Here is a 16,462-nt window from a genome sequence, read left to right on the forward strand (position 1 = left end):
GCCCAGACATCTCGTGATCAAGTGGCTTTCTCGCTGACGGCGGCCCGGCCGGCGGTGGCAGTCGAGTACTCATCACCCAGAAGGTAGACCCGAGCTGGATCGTGAACCGTGGCGAGTTCCCATGAGGAAACATGACCGAACACTTGACCAGATTCAGGGATTTCGTAGTCCGGATGAGTTCGCTCGCTTCCAGGAATGGCTCAGCGCCGCGATCAAGAGCGGGGACTTCGAAGAGATTCCCGTGGAGTCACGGTACGGAAATATAGAGAATTTCGAAGAGAGGTGGTTCCGGGATCTCACTGGGGTGGTGTGGCGTCTCGTCTCACCAGAGCCACCGTTCATGGGTGTCTTTGTGATCGTCGCCTAGTCCGACCCTCTGAAGCTCGCCTGTGTCACGTCCGAGGCGTCGAGGCTCATGTCCTGGGTGCCGATGACGGACAGCAGCTCCAGTTGGGCCGCTCCCCGGCTGCCGGCCGGCGCGGTGAACCAGAGCAGGCGCTGGCGGCCGTCCTCGCTGAACAGGCTGTGGCAGTCGACCTCGATGATGCCCAGTGTCGGGTGGACCAGGCGCTTGTGGTCGGCGCGGCGTAGCGCCACCGTGTGGTCGTCCCACAGGCCCGCGAACTCGGTGCTGCGCCGCCGCAGCGTGGCCACCAGCCGCAGGACGTGGGCGTCGCGGCCACGGCGGGCGGCGACCGCGCGCAGGTCGGAGACGAAGACCCGAGAGTGGTGCGGGTGCTCGTCCTGCGGGTAGAGCGTGCGGGCTGCGGGGTCGGTGAACCAGCGGTAGACGTAGCTGGCCTGCGGGCCGGTTCTCATCGGGTGGCGGCCGATCAGGGCGGCGGCCAGGTCGTTCTGGGCCAGGGTCTCGTGCAGGTCGGTGATGATCATGGCGGGGGTGGTGGCGAGCCGGTCGAGCATGGCGAGCATGGCCGGCTGGACGTGGGCGGTCGGGCCGTGTGTCGCCGGGACGGGGCGGCCCGCGAGGTGGAACAGGTGGTCGCGTTCGTCGCCCTCCAGCCGGAGCGCGCGGGCGAGCGCGGCCAGGGTCTGGGCCGACGGCTGGGCGCCGCGGCCGCGTTCCAGCTCGGTGTAGTAGTCCGCCGACAGGCTCGCGAGCTGGGCGACCTCCTCGCGGCGCAGGCCGGGGACCCGGCGCCGGGGGCCGGTGGGCAGGCCGACGTCGGCGGGGCGGACGCGGGCGCGGCGGGTCTTCAGGAACGCGGCCAGTTCGCGGAGGTTCACCCTTCCATGGTGACTCCTGGCGGCGGGGCGTAGCCAGGGGGTGGCAACCCTAGGGTCGGCTCAGCCCTGGTCGGCGGGCGCACTTCGGGCCAGCGTGAACGGGAATTCCGCTATCCCTACCAGGAGGGCTCCTCATGCGTGTCATCATTCAGCGCGCGCTCGGCGGGCCGGACGTGCTCGAACTCGCCGAGGCCGACCGGCCGGAGCCGGGCTTCGGGCAGGTGCTCATCGCGACCGGCGCGATCGGCGTCAATCCGGTCGACGTGCACGTACGCTCCGGCGCCCTGCCGCTGCTCGGCGAGCCGCCGTTCACGCTCGGCTGGGACGTCGCCGGCGTCGTCGAGGCCGTCGGCCCCGGCGTGTCCGCGTTCTCCGAAGGCGACGAGGTGCTCGGTCTGCTCGCCATGCCGGGCGCGGGCAACACTTATGCCGAGTACGTGCTCGCGTCGGTCAACGAGATCGTGACCAGGCCCGAGGGGCTGAGTGTCGAGCAGGCGGCGGGGCTGCCGATGGCCGGTCTCACCGCCTGGCAGGGTCTCGTCGGTCTGGCCCGGGTCGAGGCAGGGCAGCGGGTGCTGGTGCATCGTGCCGCCGGCGGTGTCGGGCACCTCGCTGTGCAGATCGCCAAGGCTCGGGGTGCCCATGTCGTCGCCACGGCGAGCGCGGGGAAACATGAGCTGCTGCGCCGCCTCGGTGTGGACGAGCCGGTCGACTATCGAGCCCGCGACTTCACCGAGATCGAGCCCGTCGATGTAGTGCTCGACCTGGTCGGCGGCGAATACGGGAACCGCTCCGCCCGCGTCATCCGGCCCGGCGGGCTGCTGGTCAGCGCCTATCCGCAGGACACCGGGGTCACGCCGGAGCTGGTCGCCGGGCTCGGTATCCGGCATGCCGTCCTTGTCGTGCATTCGTCCGCTCCCGATCTTGCCCGGCTGACGGCGCTCGTCGGGGAAGGGCGGCTCACCGTGCACGTCGATCAGGTGCTGCCGCTGGCGGAGGTGGCCAAGGCGCACGAGGTCGTCGAAGGCGGGGCGGTCACGGGGAAGCTCGTGCTCGTGCCCTGATGAACTGACGAAGCAAGGAGAATCATGAGACGTGGTATCGCCCTGTTCCTCGGTGCCGCCCTGGTGACGGGCCCCGTAATGCCCGCGTACGCGCACCCCAGCCACCCGACGCCCACCGCGACGACCGCGCCGGCCGATCCGGTCTACGGGAAGGGGTGGTCGCGGCGGGCGGCAATCGGTGGCGGGCCTCGGCAGGAGCACAGCGTGGCCGCCCTTGGTCACCGGGTCTTCATGCTCGGCGGCATCGTCCCGCAGCCGGCCGGGGGCGTCGTGACCACCGGGCGGGTGGAGGTGTACGACACGCGGCACGACACCTGGTCGGAGGCGGCCCCACTGCCCGTCGCGATGAACCATCCCAACGTGGCGACCGTCGGCGGCCGGATCTACGTGCTCGGCGGGCTGTCCGGCGGCGCGTCGTGGCAGGCGCTGCGGGACAGTTTCGTGTACGACCCGCGTACCGGCCGCTGGACGTCGTTGCCGTCGATGCCCGCCGGGCTGGAGCGGGGCAGCGCCGCGATGGGCGTACGCGGGACGAAGATCTATCTCGCGGGCGGCATGCGCACGCTGACGCCAGGACCCGGCGGGCTGCAGGACACGGTGGACCTCGTGTCGTCGTACGACGTCGTGACCGGCCGGTGGGAGAGCCTGCCGAGCCTGCCGCAGGCGCGCGACCACGTCGGCGGGGCCGTCGTCGGCTCGACCTTCTACGTGCTCGGCGGTCGCGACCGGGGGCAGGTCAACGTGCGCGACACCGTGTACGCGCTCGACCTGCGCTCGCGCCGCTGGTCGGAGCGGGCGCCGATGCCGACGGCCAGGGGCGGGATCGCCGCCGCGGCCGTGGGCGGCAGGATCTACACGTTCGGCGGCGAGGGTCGGCACGACGGGACGAACCCGAACACGGTCTTCGCCGAGGCGGAGGCCTACGACACGGCGCGCGACCGCTGGGTGCGCCTGGCGCCGATGCCGGTGCCCCGGCACGGGACCGCGGCCGTCGCGGTGGGCGGCACGATCCACATCCCCGGCGGAGGTACTGCCGCGGGCGCGGCCCCGGTGGACGTCAACGACGCCTACCGGCCGTAGCAGGCCGGCTCACAGCAGGCGAGAGCCGATGACTGTACAGGGTCAACGTGTCGTCATCGGCTCCGGTGCGTGGTGGGCGCGGCGGTAGGCCAGGGGTGACAGGCCCACGTACGTGTAGAAGTGCTTCCGAAGCGCGACCGGGTCGCCGAAGCCGCAAACGGTGGCGATCCGGGCGACGGGCAGGTCGGTGGACTCCAGCAGCAGCCGTGCGTGCGCCAGCCGCCGCTGCGCCAGCCACTTCAGCGGGCTGCTGCCCACCTCGCCGCGGAAGCGCCGGGTGAAGGTGCGTACGCTCATGTGCGCGTGCCGGGCCATGTCCTCCAGCGTGATCGGCTCGGCCAGCCGGTCCAGCGCCCACTGCCGGGTCGCCGAGGTGGAGCGGTCGGTGTCCTGCGGGACCGGGTGCTCGATGAACTGCGCCTGCCCGCCCTCGCGCCACGGCGCCACCACGCAGCGCCGCGCGGCGGCCGAGGCCACCGCCGCGCCGTGGTCGAGGCGGACCAGGTGCAGGCACAGGTCGATGCCGGCCGCGCCGCCCGCGGAGGTCAGGATGCGGCCGTTGTCGACGAACAGGACGTCCGGATCGACCTCGACCTCGGGGAAGAGCCGCGCCAGCGCGTCGCACAGCGCCCAGTGCGTGGTGGCCCTGCGGCCGTTCAGTAGCCCGGCCGCCGCGAGCAGGAAGGCGGAGGTGCACAGGCTGACGATGCGGGTGCGCGGCCCGATCCTGGCCAGCGCCGCGGCGACCTCCTCGGGGAGCGCGCCGGTCGCGAGCAGCCGCTCGCCGGGCTCCTGGGTGGCGAGGACGACGGTGTCCGCGTGCTCCAGCGCCGACTCGTCGTGGTCGACGACGATCCGGTAGTCCTCGTGCGTGCGTACCGGCCGGCCGCCGAGTGAGCAGGTGGTGACGGAGTAGAGGCGGGTCCCGTCGGGTTCGCAGGCCTCGTTGAAGACCCGGGCCGGGATGCCCAGGTCCAGCGGCAGGACTCCGTCGAGGGCGAGCACGGCGACACGATGCGGCATGGCTGGAATGGTACGGTAGCTGGCTTTCCGGCCACTCACGCGCCTCCATGCGTTCCCGGCACTGTTGCTTCTGCCGGGGCCGTGAGCAGCGTCCCGGCGGAGGAAAGGTGAGACGACATGATGCGAGCTGTCACCATCAAGGAGTTCGGCGGGCCGGACGTGCTGACCGTGGAGGACGTCGCGCGCCCCGAGCCGCTGCCGACCGAGGTGCTGGTACGGGTGCACGCCGCCGGGGTCAACCCGGTGGACTGGAAGACCCGCGTGGGCCACGGCATGGCCGGGCTGCAGATGTTCCCGCTCATTCTGGGCTGGGATGTCTCCGGCGTCGTCGAGGAGGTCGGCTTCGGCGTCACCACGCTCGTGCCCGGGGACGAGGTGTACGCCATGCCCTGGTTCCCGCGGGCCGCCGGCGCGTACGCCGAGTACGTGACCGCGCCGGCCCGCCAGTGGGCCCGCAAGCCGGCCACCCTTGACCACGTGCACGCGGCCGCCGTGCCGCTGGCGGCGCTGACCGCCTGGCAGGCCCTGGTCGACACCGCCCGCGTACAGGCCGGGCAGCGGGTCCTGATCACGGCCGCGGCCGGCGGGGTGGGCCACTTCGCGGTCCAGTTCGCCCGGCACCTGGGCGCCCACGTGATCGCCACCGCGAGCGCCGCCCGCCACCCCTGGCTCAGGGAGCTCGGCGCCGAGGAGGTCATCGACTACACGGCCTCCCCCTTCGAGCAGGCCGTCAAGGACGTGGACGTCGTCGTCGACCTGGTGGGCGACGGGCAGGACCGGACCGGCACCCGTTCGATCGAGGTCCTGCGTCCCGGTGGCCTGCTGGTCGCCGTTCCCGGCGGTGTCTCCCCCGAGCTGGCCGAGGCCGCCGAGGCGGCCGGCGTACGCGCCACTCCGTTCCTGGTGGAGCCGGACGGCCCCGCGCTGACCACGATCGCCGGCCTGATCGACGACGGTCAGGTGGCCGTCGAGGTGGAGGAGACCTTCCCGCTGGAGCAGGCCGGCGCGGCCCACACCCGGGGCGAGGCCGGCCGTACGCGCGGCAAGCTCGTCCTCACCGTGACCGGCTGACCGCGATCACCGCTGACACGGAGCAGTACGGGCGTCGCGCTCCCAATGTCGTGAACAGGAGGTTCGACCACCGGGCCCTCGCCGAGGCGGGTGAGGCAGGTCGTTCGTGGGGCAGTTGCCGTCCCAAGCGGCATCTCCGATTGAGTACGGGGCTACTCAGGCCCGCTCCGGTCGCCGACCTCATCGTTGGATCGTCCAACAGCTTTGGGGGGGTTTGACCATGACGTTTCCGTTCGTGCCGTACAGCCGGCGCGATGTCCTGCACGCGGCCGCCGGGCTCGGCGCGCTGCTCGGGCTCGACCTGGCGGGGCTGGGTCGCGAGGTACGGACCGCGGTGGCGGGGCCGTTCGGGTGGGTGGCGCGGCACAACCTGACCGCCGACCAGTTCCAGGCGGAATGGGACCGGCTGGCAGGGCTGGGCTACCGCCCCACGCACGTCGACGGGTACACGGTCGGCGGCCAGGCCAGGTACGCAGGGATCTGGGAGCAGGCGCCCGGCCCGCCGCTGATCGCCAAGCACGGGCTCACCTCGGCGCAGTACCAGGCGGAGTTCACCCGCGTCACCGGCCTGGGATATCGCCCGGTCGTGGTGAGCGGGTACGAGGTCGGCGGGCAGGCGCACTTCGCGGCCATCTGGGAGCAGACCGGCGGTCCGCCCTGGGTGGCCCGGCACAACCTCACCTCGGCCGAGTACCAGGCCGAGTTCGACCGCCTGCTCGGCCTCGGTTACCGGCTCGTGCTCGTGGACGGGTACCAGGTCGGCGGGCAGGCGCGGTTCGCCGCGATCTGGGAGCAGACGGCAGGGCCCGACTGGGTGGGGCGGCACAACCTCACCGCCGCCCAATACCAGGCCGAGTTCACCAACCTGACGAACCGGGGCTTCCGTCCGGTTCACGTCAGCGGGTACATGGTGGGCAGTACGGAGTTGTTCGCGGCGATCTTCGAACACGGCGACGGGCCCGCCTGGTCGGCGAGGCACGGCCTCGACTCGGCCGCCTATCAGGCCGCCGTGGACGATCATCTGCGCCGTGGCTACCGGCCGGTCAAGGTGAGCGGGTACGGTCTGCCGCGCTTCGCCGCGATCTGGGTGAGCCAGACCGCGAACGACTTCTCCCGCGTGGACGCCGCCGTCAACCGCCACCTGACCGGTTCGGGCGTGGCTGGCATCTCGCTGGCCATCGCGCGCCGCGGCGCGCTGGTCTTCGCCAAGGGGTACGGCCTGGCCAGGCGGGACACCGGCGAACGGCTCACCGAACGGCACGTCATGCGGGTGGCCAGCGTCTCCAAGCCGATCACGGCGGTCGCGGTCATGCGGCTCGTCGAGTCCGGCCGCCTGGCGCTCGACCAGCGCGTCCTCGGGACCGGCGCCATTCTGGGCACGCGGTACGGCACCCAGCCGTACAGCGCGGACCTGCGGTCGATCACGGTCAGGCACCTGCTGGAGCACACCGCAGGAGGCTGGCCCAACGACGGCACCGACCCGATGTTCACCAACCCGACGATGAACCAGACTCAACTGATCACATGGGTGCTGGACAAACGGCCGCTGCAGTTCACGCCGGGCACCAGGCACGTGTACTCGAACTTCGGCTACTGCCTGCTCGGACGGATCATCGAGCAGGTGAGCGGGCTGTCCTACGCCGACCACGTCCGGCAGAACGTGTTCGGGCCCAGCGGGATCGGCAACATGCACCTCGCCGCCGACACCCTCGCCGAGCGGCGGCCCGACGAGGTCGTCTACTACGGCTCCGGCGACCCGTACGCCCTCCCGGTGCGGCGCACGGACGCGCACGGCGGCTGGCTGGGCTCGCCGGTGGACGTCGTACGGTTCGCGGTGCGCGCCGACGGCTTCCCCACTGTCGGTGACCTGCTGCGCCGCGACACGATCAGCACCATGACCACCCCGTCGGCGGCCAGCCCGACGTACGGGCTCGGCTGGTACGTCAACAGCCTCGGCAACTGGTGGCACACCGGCCGCTACATCCCGGGCACCGAGGCCGTCATCGTGCGCACCGCGAACGAGTTCTGCTGGGCCGCCGCGGCCAACGGCAACAACGTCGACCTGGACGCGATGATGTGGGACGTCTACCGATCCGTCTCCGTCTGGCCCGCCCACGACCTGTTCTAGCCGGCGGTCAAGGGATCAGGCTCTCGGCTCTACTTGAAGCAGTCCTGCTTCTTGAGGAAGAGGCCCACGCCCAGCACCTTCGTCTTCGAGAGGTGGAAGACGAAGGTCGCCCTCCGGTTGCCGGGCACACTGGCGATGGGCCCGTCCGCGTTGATCCTGAAGTCGGGATAGGCCCGCCGGAGCTGGGCGATGGTCGAGCCTCTGCCGATTCCTTGCGGAGTGCGTACGTTGCCCGGCGCGGCGATCGCGGCGACACCGTGCCTCTTCGAGATGAAGACGCCCGCCCGGTCGTTTCCGTAGCGCTGTTGCTTCAGGTCCCACGTCGTGCAGGTCGGCAGGGAGTTGCGGACGGACTTGCGGACGATCTTCCCGGTCGCCCTGGCCTGGGCCGCGGTCATGCCGAGCTTCACGGAGCCGTAGCCCGTGGGGCCTAAAAGGAGCTTCTGCTCGGCGAGGGCCGGAGTGCCGGCGGCGAGCATGATTCCGCCGGCGAGCGCGGCCGCCAGGGCCGAACGGCCGAGGGTCAGAGTGTGATTTTTCATGATCGCAGACCCTACAGGTCTTGACTCACGGATGTCGGCAGATCACTCATAGGGGCGACGATGAGCGCCCCCGTTCCAGGCGGTGATCTCGCGGTTACGTCAAGGAGGCGGTGCGGCAGCGGACGCGGACGGAGGGTCTGACGCCGTGCGGTGGCCGCAGGGTCGAGGCGTGCGCGTGGACCAGGTCGTGCAGCCGGTAGCGGCCGGGGGCCGGCTCCTGGAGGAGATGGGCGTCCAGGAGCGGGTCCAGCAGGCGGCTCGCCCGGTCCGTGGTCGTGTTCAGCAGGGCAGCGGCGGTGCCGAGGGTGAAGGACGGGTGCGGGGCCGAGCCCAGGAGGCGGTAGGCCCGGCGCTGGTCGGGGGGCAGGCGTTCGTAGGAGCGGTTGAGTGCGCCGGTGACGCTCTGGTGGCCGGCCGCCAGCTCGGCGAGGCGGTCGGTGGTCAGGCGGTCGAGCAGGTGGCAGGCGTTCCATGACGGGTGGGCCTGGAGGCGGGCGGCGGCGAGGCGGATGGCCAGGGGAAGCAGGCCGCAGCGGCGGACGATCTCGGCCAGCACGTCAGGAGGCGCGTCCGCGCCGCCTCCCGAGGTGACGTCCGGGGCGCGGCCGGTGGTGACGTCCAGGTCGTAGCCGGCGGTGCGGACGAACAGGGCGACCGCCTCGGTCAGGGGCAGGGTGTCCAGGGAGAGGATCCGGGCGTCGCCGGGGCAGGTCAGGCGGTGGCGGCTGGTGACGATCACCCGGCAGCCGGGCGTGGCGGGCAGGAGCGGGTGGAGCTGGTGTTCGCCGGCCGCGTCGTCCAGGACGATCAGCAGCCTGCGGTCGGCCAGGACGCTGCGGTAGAGCGCGGCACGGTCGTCGAGGTGCCACGGGACGTGCTCGGCGGGCACGCCCAGGGTGCGGAGCACGCGGGCGAGCGCGTCACCGGGCTCCACCGGCGCCGCCCCCTGGGCATGGCCGTGCAGGTCCACGAAGAGCTGCCCGTCGGGGAAGAGAGGGGCCAGGCGGTGGGCGGCGTGCACGGCCAGCACCGTCTTGCCCGTCCCGGCCATGCCGGTGACGAAGACGACCGGCTGGGTGGTGCGGGCCGCCACGAAGGCCGCCTCGCACTCCCGTACGCCGGGCGCGGCGACGTCGGCGGGCAGTTGGCGCGGGACGGTCCACGGTCGCGGGTCGGCCACGACGGGCCTAACCGTGTCCGCACCACCGGCGACGGGTGCGCCGGTGGTGCTGCGGGCGGCCGTGTTGAGGGCCGCCCGTTCGGCCTCGTCCAGGTCCAGCGCCCGCGCCAGCAGCAGGACCGAGGTGGTCCTGGGCCGCAGCAGCCCGTCGTTCTCCAGCCGGCGCACCGTCCTGACGTTCAGACCGGCCCGTTCGGCGAGTTGTTCCTGCGTCAGCAGCGCCCGCCGGCGCCACGTGCGCAGCAGTTCCCCCAAGGACATCCCGGCACCGGGATACATTCCTCCGACACCCCCGTTCTCATCGTCGGCCTGTCTCACGACGCATCCCCCGTCGTTCTTGACCATCGAAACCGTGTCCCGCCTGTTCAAGCCACCGTTCGGACGGCATTGGACGGAATCGGACGGGGCGGATCACTCGGGCATCGCGCGCAAACATGATTGAGGGCGTGCGAGTGATTGGCCAGAATGAGCGCCATGGGCGAGCGAGGCGGGGGCGGCCGATCTCACGACGTGTGCCCCTACCAAGGTCTGGTCCCGTTCGAGAGCACGAAGGCGGAGCTGTTCTTCGGCCGTACGCGGGCGACCCGCAGCCTTCTGGACCGCCTGGCCGGCCGGCTGGCCGGGCACGGGTCCGTGCTGCTCGTCTCCGGCGCCTCGGGGGTGGGCAAGTCGTCGCTGCTGCGCGCGGGGCTGATGCCGGCGCTGGCGGAGGGCATGCTGCCACTGCCAGGGTCGCGGGACTGGCCGCGGCTGCTGGTGACGCCGGGCGCCGATCCGTTCGGCACGCTCGCCGCGGCGTGGGTGCGGGAGTTCGGCGGCACGGCCGAGACGACGGCCTCGCGATTACGCCACGCGCCGGGTGACGCGCTCGGCAGGCGGTTCGTGCTGGTGGTCGACCAGTTCGAGGAGCTGTTCACCCTGGTGAGCGACGAACGGGAGCGGCAGGCGTTCGTACGGACGCTGCACGCCCTGGCGCAGGGCCGGGACGGCGCCGCGGTGATCGTCGGAGTGCGGGCCGACTACTGGGACCGCTGCGCCGCCTACCCGCGGTTCGCCGTGGCGATCCAGGACGGTCAGGTCATCGTCGAGCCGATGACGGAGCCGGACCTGCGGCTGGCCATCACCGGCCCGGCGGCCACGGCGGGCCTGCGGCTCGAACCGGGGCTGGTGGAGATCATCCTGGCGGAGCTGGGGGCCGGCGACGGGTACGAGGCCGGCGCCCTGCCCCTGCTCTCCCAGGCCCTGCGCAACACCTGGGAGCGGCGCGAGAAGGACACGCTGACGGTCCGCGGGTACGAGGACTCCGGCCGGGTCCGCGACTCCGTCCGGCGTACGGCCGACGAGGTCCTCGACGCGCTGCGGCCGGACGACCGCAAGGCGGCGCTCAGGGTGTTCCGGCGGATGACGACGATCACCGCGGGCGGCCGGGTGGCCCGGCGCCGGGCGACGCTGGCCGAGTTGCACGCCGCCGCGTCCGCGCACGACGCCCAGGACCGGGAGCGGACGGCGGCGCTGCTGTCCGCGTTCGCCGGCCGGCGGCTGCTCACCCTGCACGAGGACAGCGCCGAGATCGCCCACGACGCGCTCCTGACCGCCTGGCCCGCCCTGCGGCGCTGGCTCGAACCCGATCTCTCCGCGCAGTCGGTGTACGACGGGCTGGTGGAGGCCGCCGCGCAGTGGGCGGACAACCACCGCGACCCCGCCTTCCTCTACCGGGGGCCCCGGCTGCTGGCCGTCCAGGACAGCCGGCCCCGCTGGGAGCGCGATCCGGACAGTTTCCCCCCGCCCGGCGCCACTGTGGAGAACTTCGTCGCGGCCTCCGAGCGGGAGGCGCGGCGGGTGACCCGGCGCCGCCGGCTCGTCATGTCGGGCCTGGTGGCGCTGTCGGCGATCGCCCTGGTCGCGGCCGGCACCGCCGTCAACGCGGCGGACGCGGCGAACCGGCAGCGCGGGCTGGCCAGCTCCCGCCAGCTCGCGCTGCACAGCGAGGTCACCGGCGACACCGCCCTGGCCTCGATGCTGGCCGTGGCGGCGTGGAAGATCGCGCCCACGAACGAGGCCCGCAACCGGGTGCTGACCGCGGCGACCCGTACCGGCAGAGGGACCCTGACCGGGCACGGACGCGGCGTCAAGGCGGTGGCGTTCAGCCCCGACGGCGCGCTCATCGCGACGGGCAGCGACGACGGGACGGCGCGGCTGTGGGACGCGGCGACGCGACGGCAGATGGGCGCCCCGATCACGCGGGGTCAATACGAGTGTTCGAGCGTGCGGCTGGCCCTGAGCACCGACGGCCGGACGCTGGCCACCGCGTGCCTCGACAGCGTCCTGTTCTACGACGTGCGCACCCGTCGCCAGGTGGGCTCCGAGGTGAAGGCCGGCGGGGTCGTCAGGACGCTCGCGTTCAACCCGGACGGCAGGACGCTGGCGACCGGCGACAGCAGCGGCGTGGTCCAGCAGTGGGACGTGGCCACGCACCGCCCGCACGGGGCTCCCATGGGCCGGGCGCACGAGGGGTTCGACCATAAGAAGGCCGTTTTGGGGATCGCGTACAGCAGGGACGGGAAGATCCTGGCCACCGCCGGGGAGGACAAAACCGCGCGGCTCTGGGACACCGCCACGTCCCGGCAGCTCGGCGAGCCCTTCACCGGACACGCCCAGCCCGTCATGGACGTCGCCATCAGTCCCGACGGGTCGACGCTGGCCACCGTGAGCTGGGACCGTACCGGCCGGGTGTGGGACGTGGCCACGCGGAAGCAGCGGGGCAGGCTCATCGACCGCACCGCCGGCTACTCCTCGATCGCCTTCAGCCCGGACGGCACCAGGATCGCCACCGGCGGGGACAGCGGGCGCACCGTGGTGTGGGACACGGCCAGCCGGCGGCAGGTGTTCGCGCTGGCCGACAACTACTCCGGTGTCGACGACATCACGTTCAGCCCGGACGGGACGCTGCTGGCCGCCGCCAGCGGCGACGGCGTGGTCCGGCTGGCCGACCCGTGGACGCTCCAGCAGAAGGGGACCCATGTGCCGGCGTCGGGGGCCGTCGCGCTGAGCCCGGACGGGCGGATCCTGGTCACCGGCGTCGCCGACGAGAAGAGCCCCGACCTCCAGCTCTGGGACGCGGCCCACCAGCGCCCCCTCGGCCCGCCGCTGCGTCCCGTGACCGCCCGCCCCTCGGCGGCGTACCGGCTCCAGTTCACCCCCGACGGGCGGACGCTCCTGTCGGAGAGCCTGGACGGGATCCGGCTCTGGGACGTCGCGAGCCGCCGCGAGATCGCGCACGAGAAGTCGCTGCACCACGCCCTGATCAGCTCCGACGGCCGGTTCGTCGCCGCCCAGCGGGACAAGTCGCTGGTGTTCTGGGACCTCGCGAGCCGCAGGGACTTCGGGCCGCGCATCACCGTACGCGACGCGACCGACGTCATCACGGCGATGGCGCTCAGCCCGGACGACAGGATCGTGGCGACCGCGGGCTTCGACGACCGGATCCGCTTCTTCGACGTCGCCACCGGCAGGGAGCTGCCCGGCCCGACGTTCAAGGCGCACGGCGGGCTGGTCAACGACCTGGCCTTCAGCCCCGACGGGCAGCGGCTGGCCGTGACCGCCTACGACAACAGCGTGCGGCTGTGGGACGTGCCGCGCCGCCGCCCGGTCGGCATCGGCCTGATCACCGACGACGGCATGGCGACCGCGCTCGGCTTCAGCCCCGACAGCAAGGTGCTGGCCACCGGGCTCATCGGCGGCGACGTGCAACTCTGGGATTTGCTGACCTACCGACGGCTCGGGCCCGCGATGAGAGGCCACGGCAAGAGCCCGACCGACCTCGTCTACAGCCGCGACGGGACGACGCTCGCCACCGCGTCGGGAGACAGGACGGCGCGGCTGTGGAACGTCCGCACGCCGCCTGACCTGGTGGCCGCGGCGTGCGCCAACGCGGGGCGCTCCCTCACCCGCGAGGAGTGGGAGAATCTCGTGCCCCAGGAGGAGTACCGCCAGACGTGTCCCTGACCCTGAGGACGGAGACCACGACGATGTTCCTGCGCGGCTTACGGCGGCGGACAGGCCGGCCGGTCCCGGAACTGGTCGCGTTGTTCCGTTCGATCGTCGAGGGCGGCCGCGACTTCCATCCGATCGCGTCCGACTTCCTTGAGCACTTCATGGACGGCGCGGGCGCGTCGCGGACGATGTCGCAGCGGTGGCTGCGCTCGTTCAAAGTGATCAAGAAGGCCGAGCGCAAGAACCAGCGCCGCTTCGAACGGCAGCTCGCGCGGAGCGCCCGGCAGTTGCGGGAGGGAGAGTCGAGCTGGTTGCACGACTACTGGGACGCGCGGATCAACGCCTTCATCGGCACGGAGCTGTTCTACGTCAGCAGGATGAGCCTGCTGCGCTCGCAGGGGTCGTTCGTGCTGACCAGGGACGGGCCCGAGGTGAGCGTGTCCGGCACGGTACGGCACCGCTGGTTCGACCCCTACGACTGGGACCGGGGGCGCTGGGTCTACATCCCGCGCCACGGGTTCGTGCCCATCGCGGTCGGCCGTGATCTGGTGGAGGCCGACGAGGCGCGTAACTTCCTGATGGAGTCGCGGCACGTGCAGACGTTGGAGGGCCGCTGCCGAGACGGCCGGTGGCACCGCAGGAACGAGTTCGTCTGGTCGCTGGTACGGGCGGGAGAGGGATGATCGAGGAGCGTCCCCGGCCGCCGGACCCCACCCGGGCGGGCAGCACCGAGGACTTCGTAGGGGCGCTGGTCCGGCTCAAGCAGTGGGCGGGCGAGCCGTCCCTGAGCCGGCTGCGCTCGCTCGGCGGGCAGATCACGGCCGCCGACGGGGCCACCGTCGACACGCTGCCCAAGAGCACGGTCTCGCACGTCATGCGGCAGACCGATCGGCTGCCGCGCTGGGACTTCGTCCGGGCCTTCGTGACCGCGTGCTTCCACTACTGCGAGTACCCGTCCGAGCTGATCCCCGGTGAGCTCGAACGCTGGCGGGCGGCCAGGACGGCCCTCGCGGAACCGTCCGTTCCCGTGCTCGTCGATGAACCCGCCCTCGCCACGCCCGACCCCGCTGTGGATCTGCTGATCCGCCGGGTGCTCCGCGAGGAGGACCGGGCGCGCAAGGGGCTGCTCGGCGGCTACAACCTCGCGGCGCTCTCCTTCAGCCGGTACGGCGACCCCGGCGAGACCACGCACGATCTGCACACGATCGGCCGGTTCTTCGACGGCCTCCGCCCACGCCGCCTGCTGGTCGTGGGCGAGTCGGGGGCGGGCAAGACGGTGCTGGCGATCGAGCTGGTGCTGCAACTGCTGGAGCCCCTGCTCGCCGGCCGCCTCGACCAGGGCAAACCGGTGCCGGTACGGCTGAACGCCGCTCGCTGGACCCTCGGCAGGCCGTTCGAGACCTGGCTGGCCGAGCAGCTCGCGCAGGACTTCGGGCTGGCGGCCAAGGACGCGCAGCGGCTCGTCCGTGACCGCCGGGTGCTGCCGGTGGTGGACGGGCTGGACGAGCTGGACCCCGAGCCCGGATGGGGCCGGCCGCGCCGGGCGATCGGGCTGCTGGCCGAGCTCAACCGCTACAGCGACCTGTCCGGACGGCGTCCTGGCGCGGTCGTCGTGACCTGCCGGGCCGACCGGCACGCCGAACTGCGCGAGGCGGGGGCCGGGCTCGACGACGCCGCCCAGATCCAGCTGCATTCCCTGACCGACCAGCAGATCGGCGCGTACCTGCGGGCCCGCTGGCCGGACGGGCATCCCCACGCCGCGCGGCGCGAGGCCGTCCACGAGGCGCTGTCCGGGCCGGCGGGCAAGGCCGTGCACGCCGCGCTGTCCACGCCGTGGCGGCTGGTGCTTACCGTGACCGCCGTGGAGTCGGGTGCCGATCCGGACAAACTGCTGCGGGTGGAGCCGGGGCTCGACAGCGGTGAGGGGGCGGCGCGGATCGTCAGGAGGTTGCTGGAGGCGTACGTGCCGGCGGCGACCGTGCTCACGCCTCGTGCCGCCGCGCACGGAGCCGCGTACCAGCCGGATCAAGTGCGGTCGTGGCTCGTGCTGCTGGCCGGCCACCTGCGCCGGCAGGCCGCGCGGGGAGCCGCGGCTGACCGGCCGCCGCCGGGGCTGACGGCGATCGACATCGTGCCGCACCTGCTGTGGCCGATCGGCGGCCGGCGGATCGTCCTGATCGTGCACTGCCTGGCCTGCGTGCTCTTCGCGTGCGTCGCGATGCTGGCGTTCTGGACGGGGTCGGCGGCCGACGCGGCCGGGACCGGGGCCGAGCGGGTGCTCACCCTGACGCTGATGGCGAGCTGGGTGGCCCTCGCCACCGGACTGTCGCTGTCGCCCTGGCCGGCCGCCGCCGGCGGGCGCAGCGAGGTGCCCCGGCGGCGGCGGGTGCTCGGCGGCCTGCTGGGCGCCCTGGCCGGGCTGCCCGTCGGGGTGCTCGGCGGCCTGGCCGGGCTCATGCTGACCGGCGGCAGGATCTTCGGTCCCGTCTTCGCCGTCGCCGCGGGCGGCACCGGCGGGCTGGTGCTCGGGGCGGTCATCGGGCTGACGGCGGCCGGGCGAAGGGGCGCGGAGCGGATGACCGTCTCCGAGGTGGTCCGCGCGGAGCCGTTCACGCTGCTCGGCTTCGGGTTGTGCGGCGCGCTCACCGGGCTCGCGCCGCTGCGCCTGGCCCATGCGGGCCCGCTGCCGCTGGCGGCGGGGGTCGCCGGCTCCTTCGTCCTCGCGTTCGCGCTGGGGGTCGTCTTCAAGATCGCCACCGGCGGCTGGAGCAGGGACGCCGAGCTGGCCCACCCGCGCGAGGCCCTGCACCGCAACCCCCTGATCGGCCTCGCCTTCGGCCTCACCGGCGGGGTGGCCGCGTTCCTGGTGTTCATCATGAACACCGGTGTGGTGGAGTCGCTGGTGTGCGCGCTGGTCGGCGGGGTGACGTTCGGGCTGGCCTTCGGGGCGGTCGCCTGGGCCCGCACGATGATCGGGCTGGCCGTGGCGGCCATGCGGCACCTGATGCCGCTGCGCTTGTGGGCCTTCCTCGACTGGGCCTGCGAGGCCCGGCTGCTGCGGGTCAGCGGCGCGACGTACCAGTTCCGGCACCGCGAACTGCAGGACTTCCTGACACCGCCCGACAGCGGCGGATGA

At 72.7% G+C, this 16,462-nt stretch carries 11 protein-coding genes; 7 read left to right on the plus strand and 4 right to left on the minus strand.

Annotated features, from left to right (window positions below):
• Positions 1–363: 363 nt before the first annotated feature.
• Entirely contained in the window at positions 364–1,245 is an 882-nt protein-coding gene (locus AB0C27_RS34445; RefSeq protein ID WP_357852743.1) for a helix-turn-helix transcriptional regulator, read from the minus strand.
• Positions 1,246–1,379: 134 nt separating this feature from the next.
• On the opposite strand from AB0C27_RS34445, the gene AB0C27_RS34450 reads away from it, so the two are divergent.
• Complete coding sequence (locus AB0C27_RS34450) at positions 1,380–2,309, plus strand: NADP-dependent oxidoreductase (protein WP_357852746.1); 930 nt, start codon at positions 1,380–1,382, stop codon at positions 2,307–2,309.
• Positions 2,310–2,333: 24 nt separating this feature from the next.
• Positions 2,334–3,389, plus strand: a complete 1,056-nt coding sequence (locus AB0C27_RS34455) for a kelch repeat-containing protein (RefSeq protein ID WP_357852749.1) — start codon at positions 2,334–2,336, stop codon at positions 3,387–3,389.
• A 42-nt stretch (positions 3,390–3,431) separates the two neighbouring features.
• Here the strand turns inward: AB0C27_RS34455 and AB0C27_RS34460 are convergent, their stop codons facing one another.
• Entirely contained in the window at positions 3,432–4,412 is a 981-nt protein-coding gene (locus AB0C27_RS34460) for a helix-turn-helix domain-containing protein (RefSeq protein ID WP_357852752.1), read from the minus strand.
• 117 nt (positions 4,413–4,529) lie between these two features.
• On the opposite strand from AB0C27_RS34460, the gene AB0C27_RS34465 reads away from it, so the two are divergent.
• Positions 4,530–5,483 (plus strand): NADP-dependent oxidoreductase, encoded by a 954-nt coding sequence (locus AB0C27_RS34465; RefSeq protein ID WP_357852754.1) that lies wholly within the window; start codon positions 4,530–4,532, stop codon positions 5,481–5,483.
• 220 nt (positions 5,484–5,703) lie between these two features.
• Entirely contained in the window at positions 5,704–7,611 is a 1,908-nt protein-coding gene (locus AB0C27_RS34470; protein WP_357852757.1) for a serine hydrolase, read from the plus strand.
• Positions 7,612–7,640: 29 nt separating this feature from the next.
• Here the strand turns inward: AB0C27_RS34470 and AB0C27_RS34475 are convergent, their stop codons facing one another.
• Both AB0C27_RS34475 and AB0C27_RS34480 read right to left on the minus strand, forming a co-directional pair.
• Positions 7,641–8,153, minus strand: a complete 513-nt coding sequence (locus tag AB0C27_RS34475) for a hypothetical protein (protein ID WP_357852760.1) — start codon at positions 8,151–8,153, stop codon at positions 7,641–7,643.
• Positions 8,154–8,247: 94 nt separating this feature from the next.
• Entirely contained in the window at positions 8,248–9,594 is a 1,347-nt protein-coding gene (locus tag AB0C27_RS34480; RefSeq protein WP_357852762.1) for an NB-ARC domain-containing protein, read from the minus strand.
• Between the two features lie 213 nt (positions 9,595–9,807).
• Here AB0C27_RS34480 and AB0C27_RS34485 point away from each other — a divergent pair, with 213 nt between their 5' ends.
• From AB0C27_RS34485 to AB0C27_RS34495, 3 genes are read left to right on the plus strand one after another with little or no spacing between them, the layout of a single operon-like run.
• A complete protein-coding gene (locus AB0C27_RS34485; protein ID WP_357852764.1) occupies positions 9,808–13,338 on the plus strand; it encodes a hypothetical protein in 3,531 nt (1,176 codons plus the stop codon).
• Positions 13,329–14,009, plus strand: a complete 681-nt coding sequence (locus AB0C27_RS34490; RefSeq protein ID WP_357852767.1) for a hypothetical protein — start codon at positions 13,329–13,331, stop codon at positions 14,007–14,009. Before AB0C27_RS34485 ends, AB0C27_RS34490 begins: the two co-directional genes overlap by 10 nt.
• On the plus strand, positions 14,006–16,462 hold the full coding sequence (locus tag AB0C27_RS34495; RefSeq protein WP_357852768.1) for an NACHT domain-containing protein: 2,457 nt from the start codon (positions 14,006–14,008) through the stop codon (positions 16,460–16,462). The genes AB0C27_RS34490 and AB0C27_RS34495 overlap by 4 nt, the downstream gene beginning before the upstream one ends.

The sequence above is a fragment of the Nonomuraea sp. NPDC048882 genome, from assembly GCF_040649755.1.
Taxonomy (GTDB): domain Bacteria; phylum Actinomycetota; class Actinomycetes; order Streptosporangiales; family Streptosporangiaceae; genus Nonomuraea; species Nonomuraea maheshkhaliensis.

Coding starts and splice junctions, on each gene's coding strand:
- AB0C27_RS34465 (WP_357852754.1), top strand. CDS start 4,530: ATGATGCGAGCTGTCACCATCAAGGAGTTCGGCGGGCCGGACGTGCTG.
- AB0C27_RS34485 (WP_357852764.1), top strand. CDS start 9,808: ATGGGCGAGCGAGGCGGGGGCGGCCGATCTCACGACGTGTGCCCCTAC.
- AB0C27_RS34475 (WP_357852760.1), bottom strand. CDS start 8,153: ATGAAAAATCACACTCTGACCCTCGGCCGTTCGGCCCTGGCGGCCGCG.
- AB0C27_RS34470 (WP_357852757.1), top strand. CDS start 5,704: ATGACGTTTCCGTTCGTGCCGTACAGCCGGCGCGATGTCCTGCACGCG.
- AB0C27_RS34460 (WP_357852752.1), bottom strand. CDS start 4,412: ATGCCGCATCGTGTCGCCGTGCTCGCCCTCGACGGAGTCCTGCCGCTG.
- AB0C27_RS34495 (WP_357852768.1), top strand. CDS start 14,006: ATGATCGAGGAGCGTCCCCGGCCGCCGGACCCCACCCGGGCGGGCAGC.
- AB0C27_RS34480 (WP_357852762.1), bottom strand. CDS start 9,594: ATGTCCTTGGGGGAACTGCTGCGCACGTGGCGCCGGCGGGCGCTGCTG.
- AB0C27_RS34450 (WP_357852746.1), top strand. CDS start 1,380: ATGCGTGTCATCATTCAGCGCGCGCTCGGCGGGCCGGACGTGCTCGAA.
- AB0C27_RS34455 (WP_357852749.1), top strand. CDS start 2,334: ATGAGACGTGGTATCGCCCTGTTCCTCGGTGCCGCCCTGGTGACGGGC.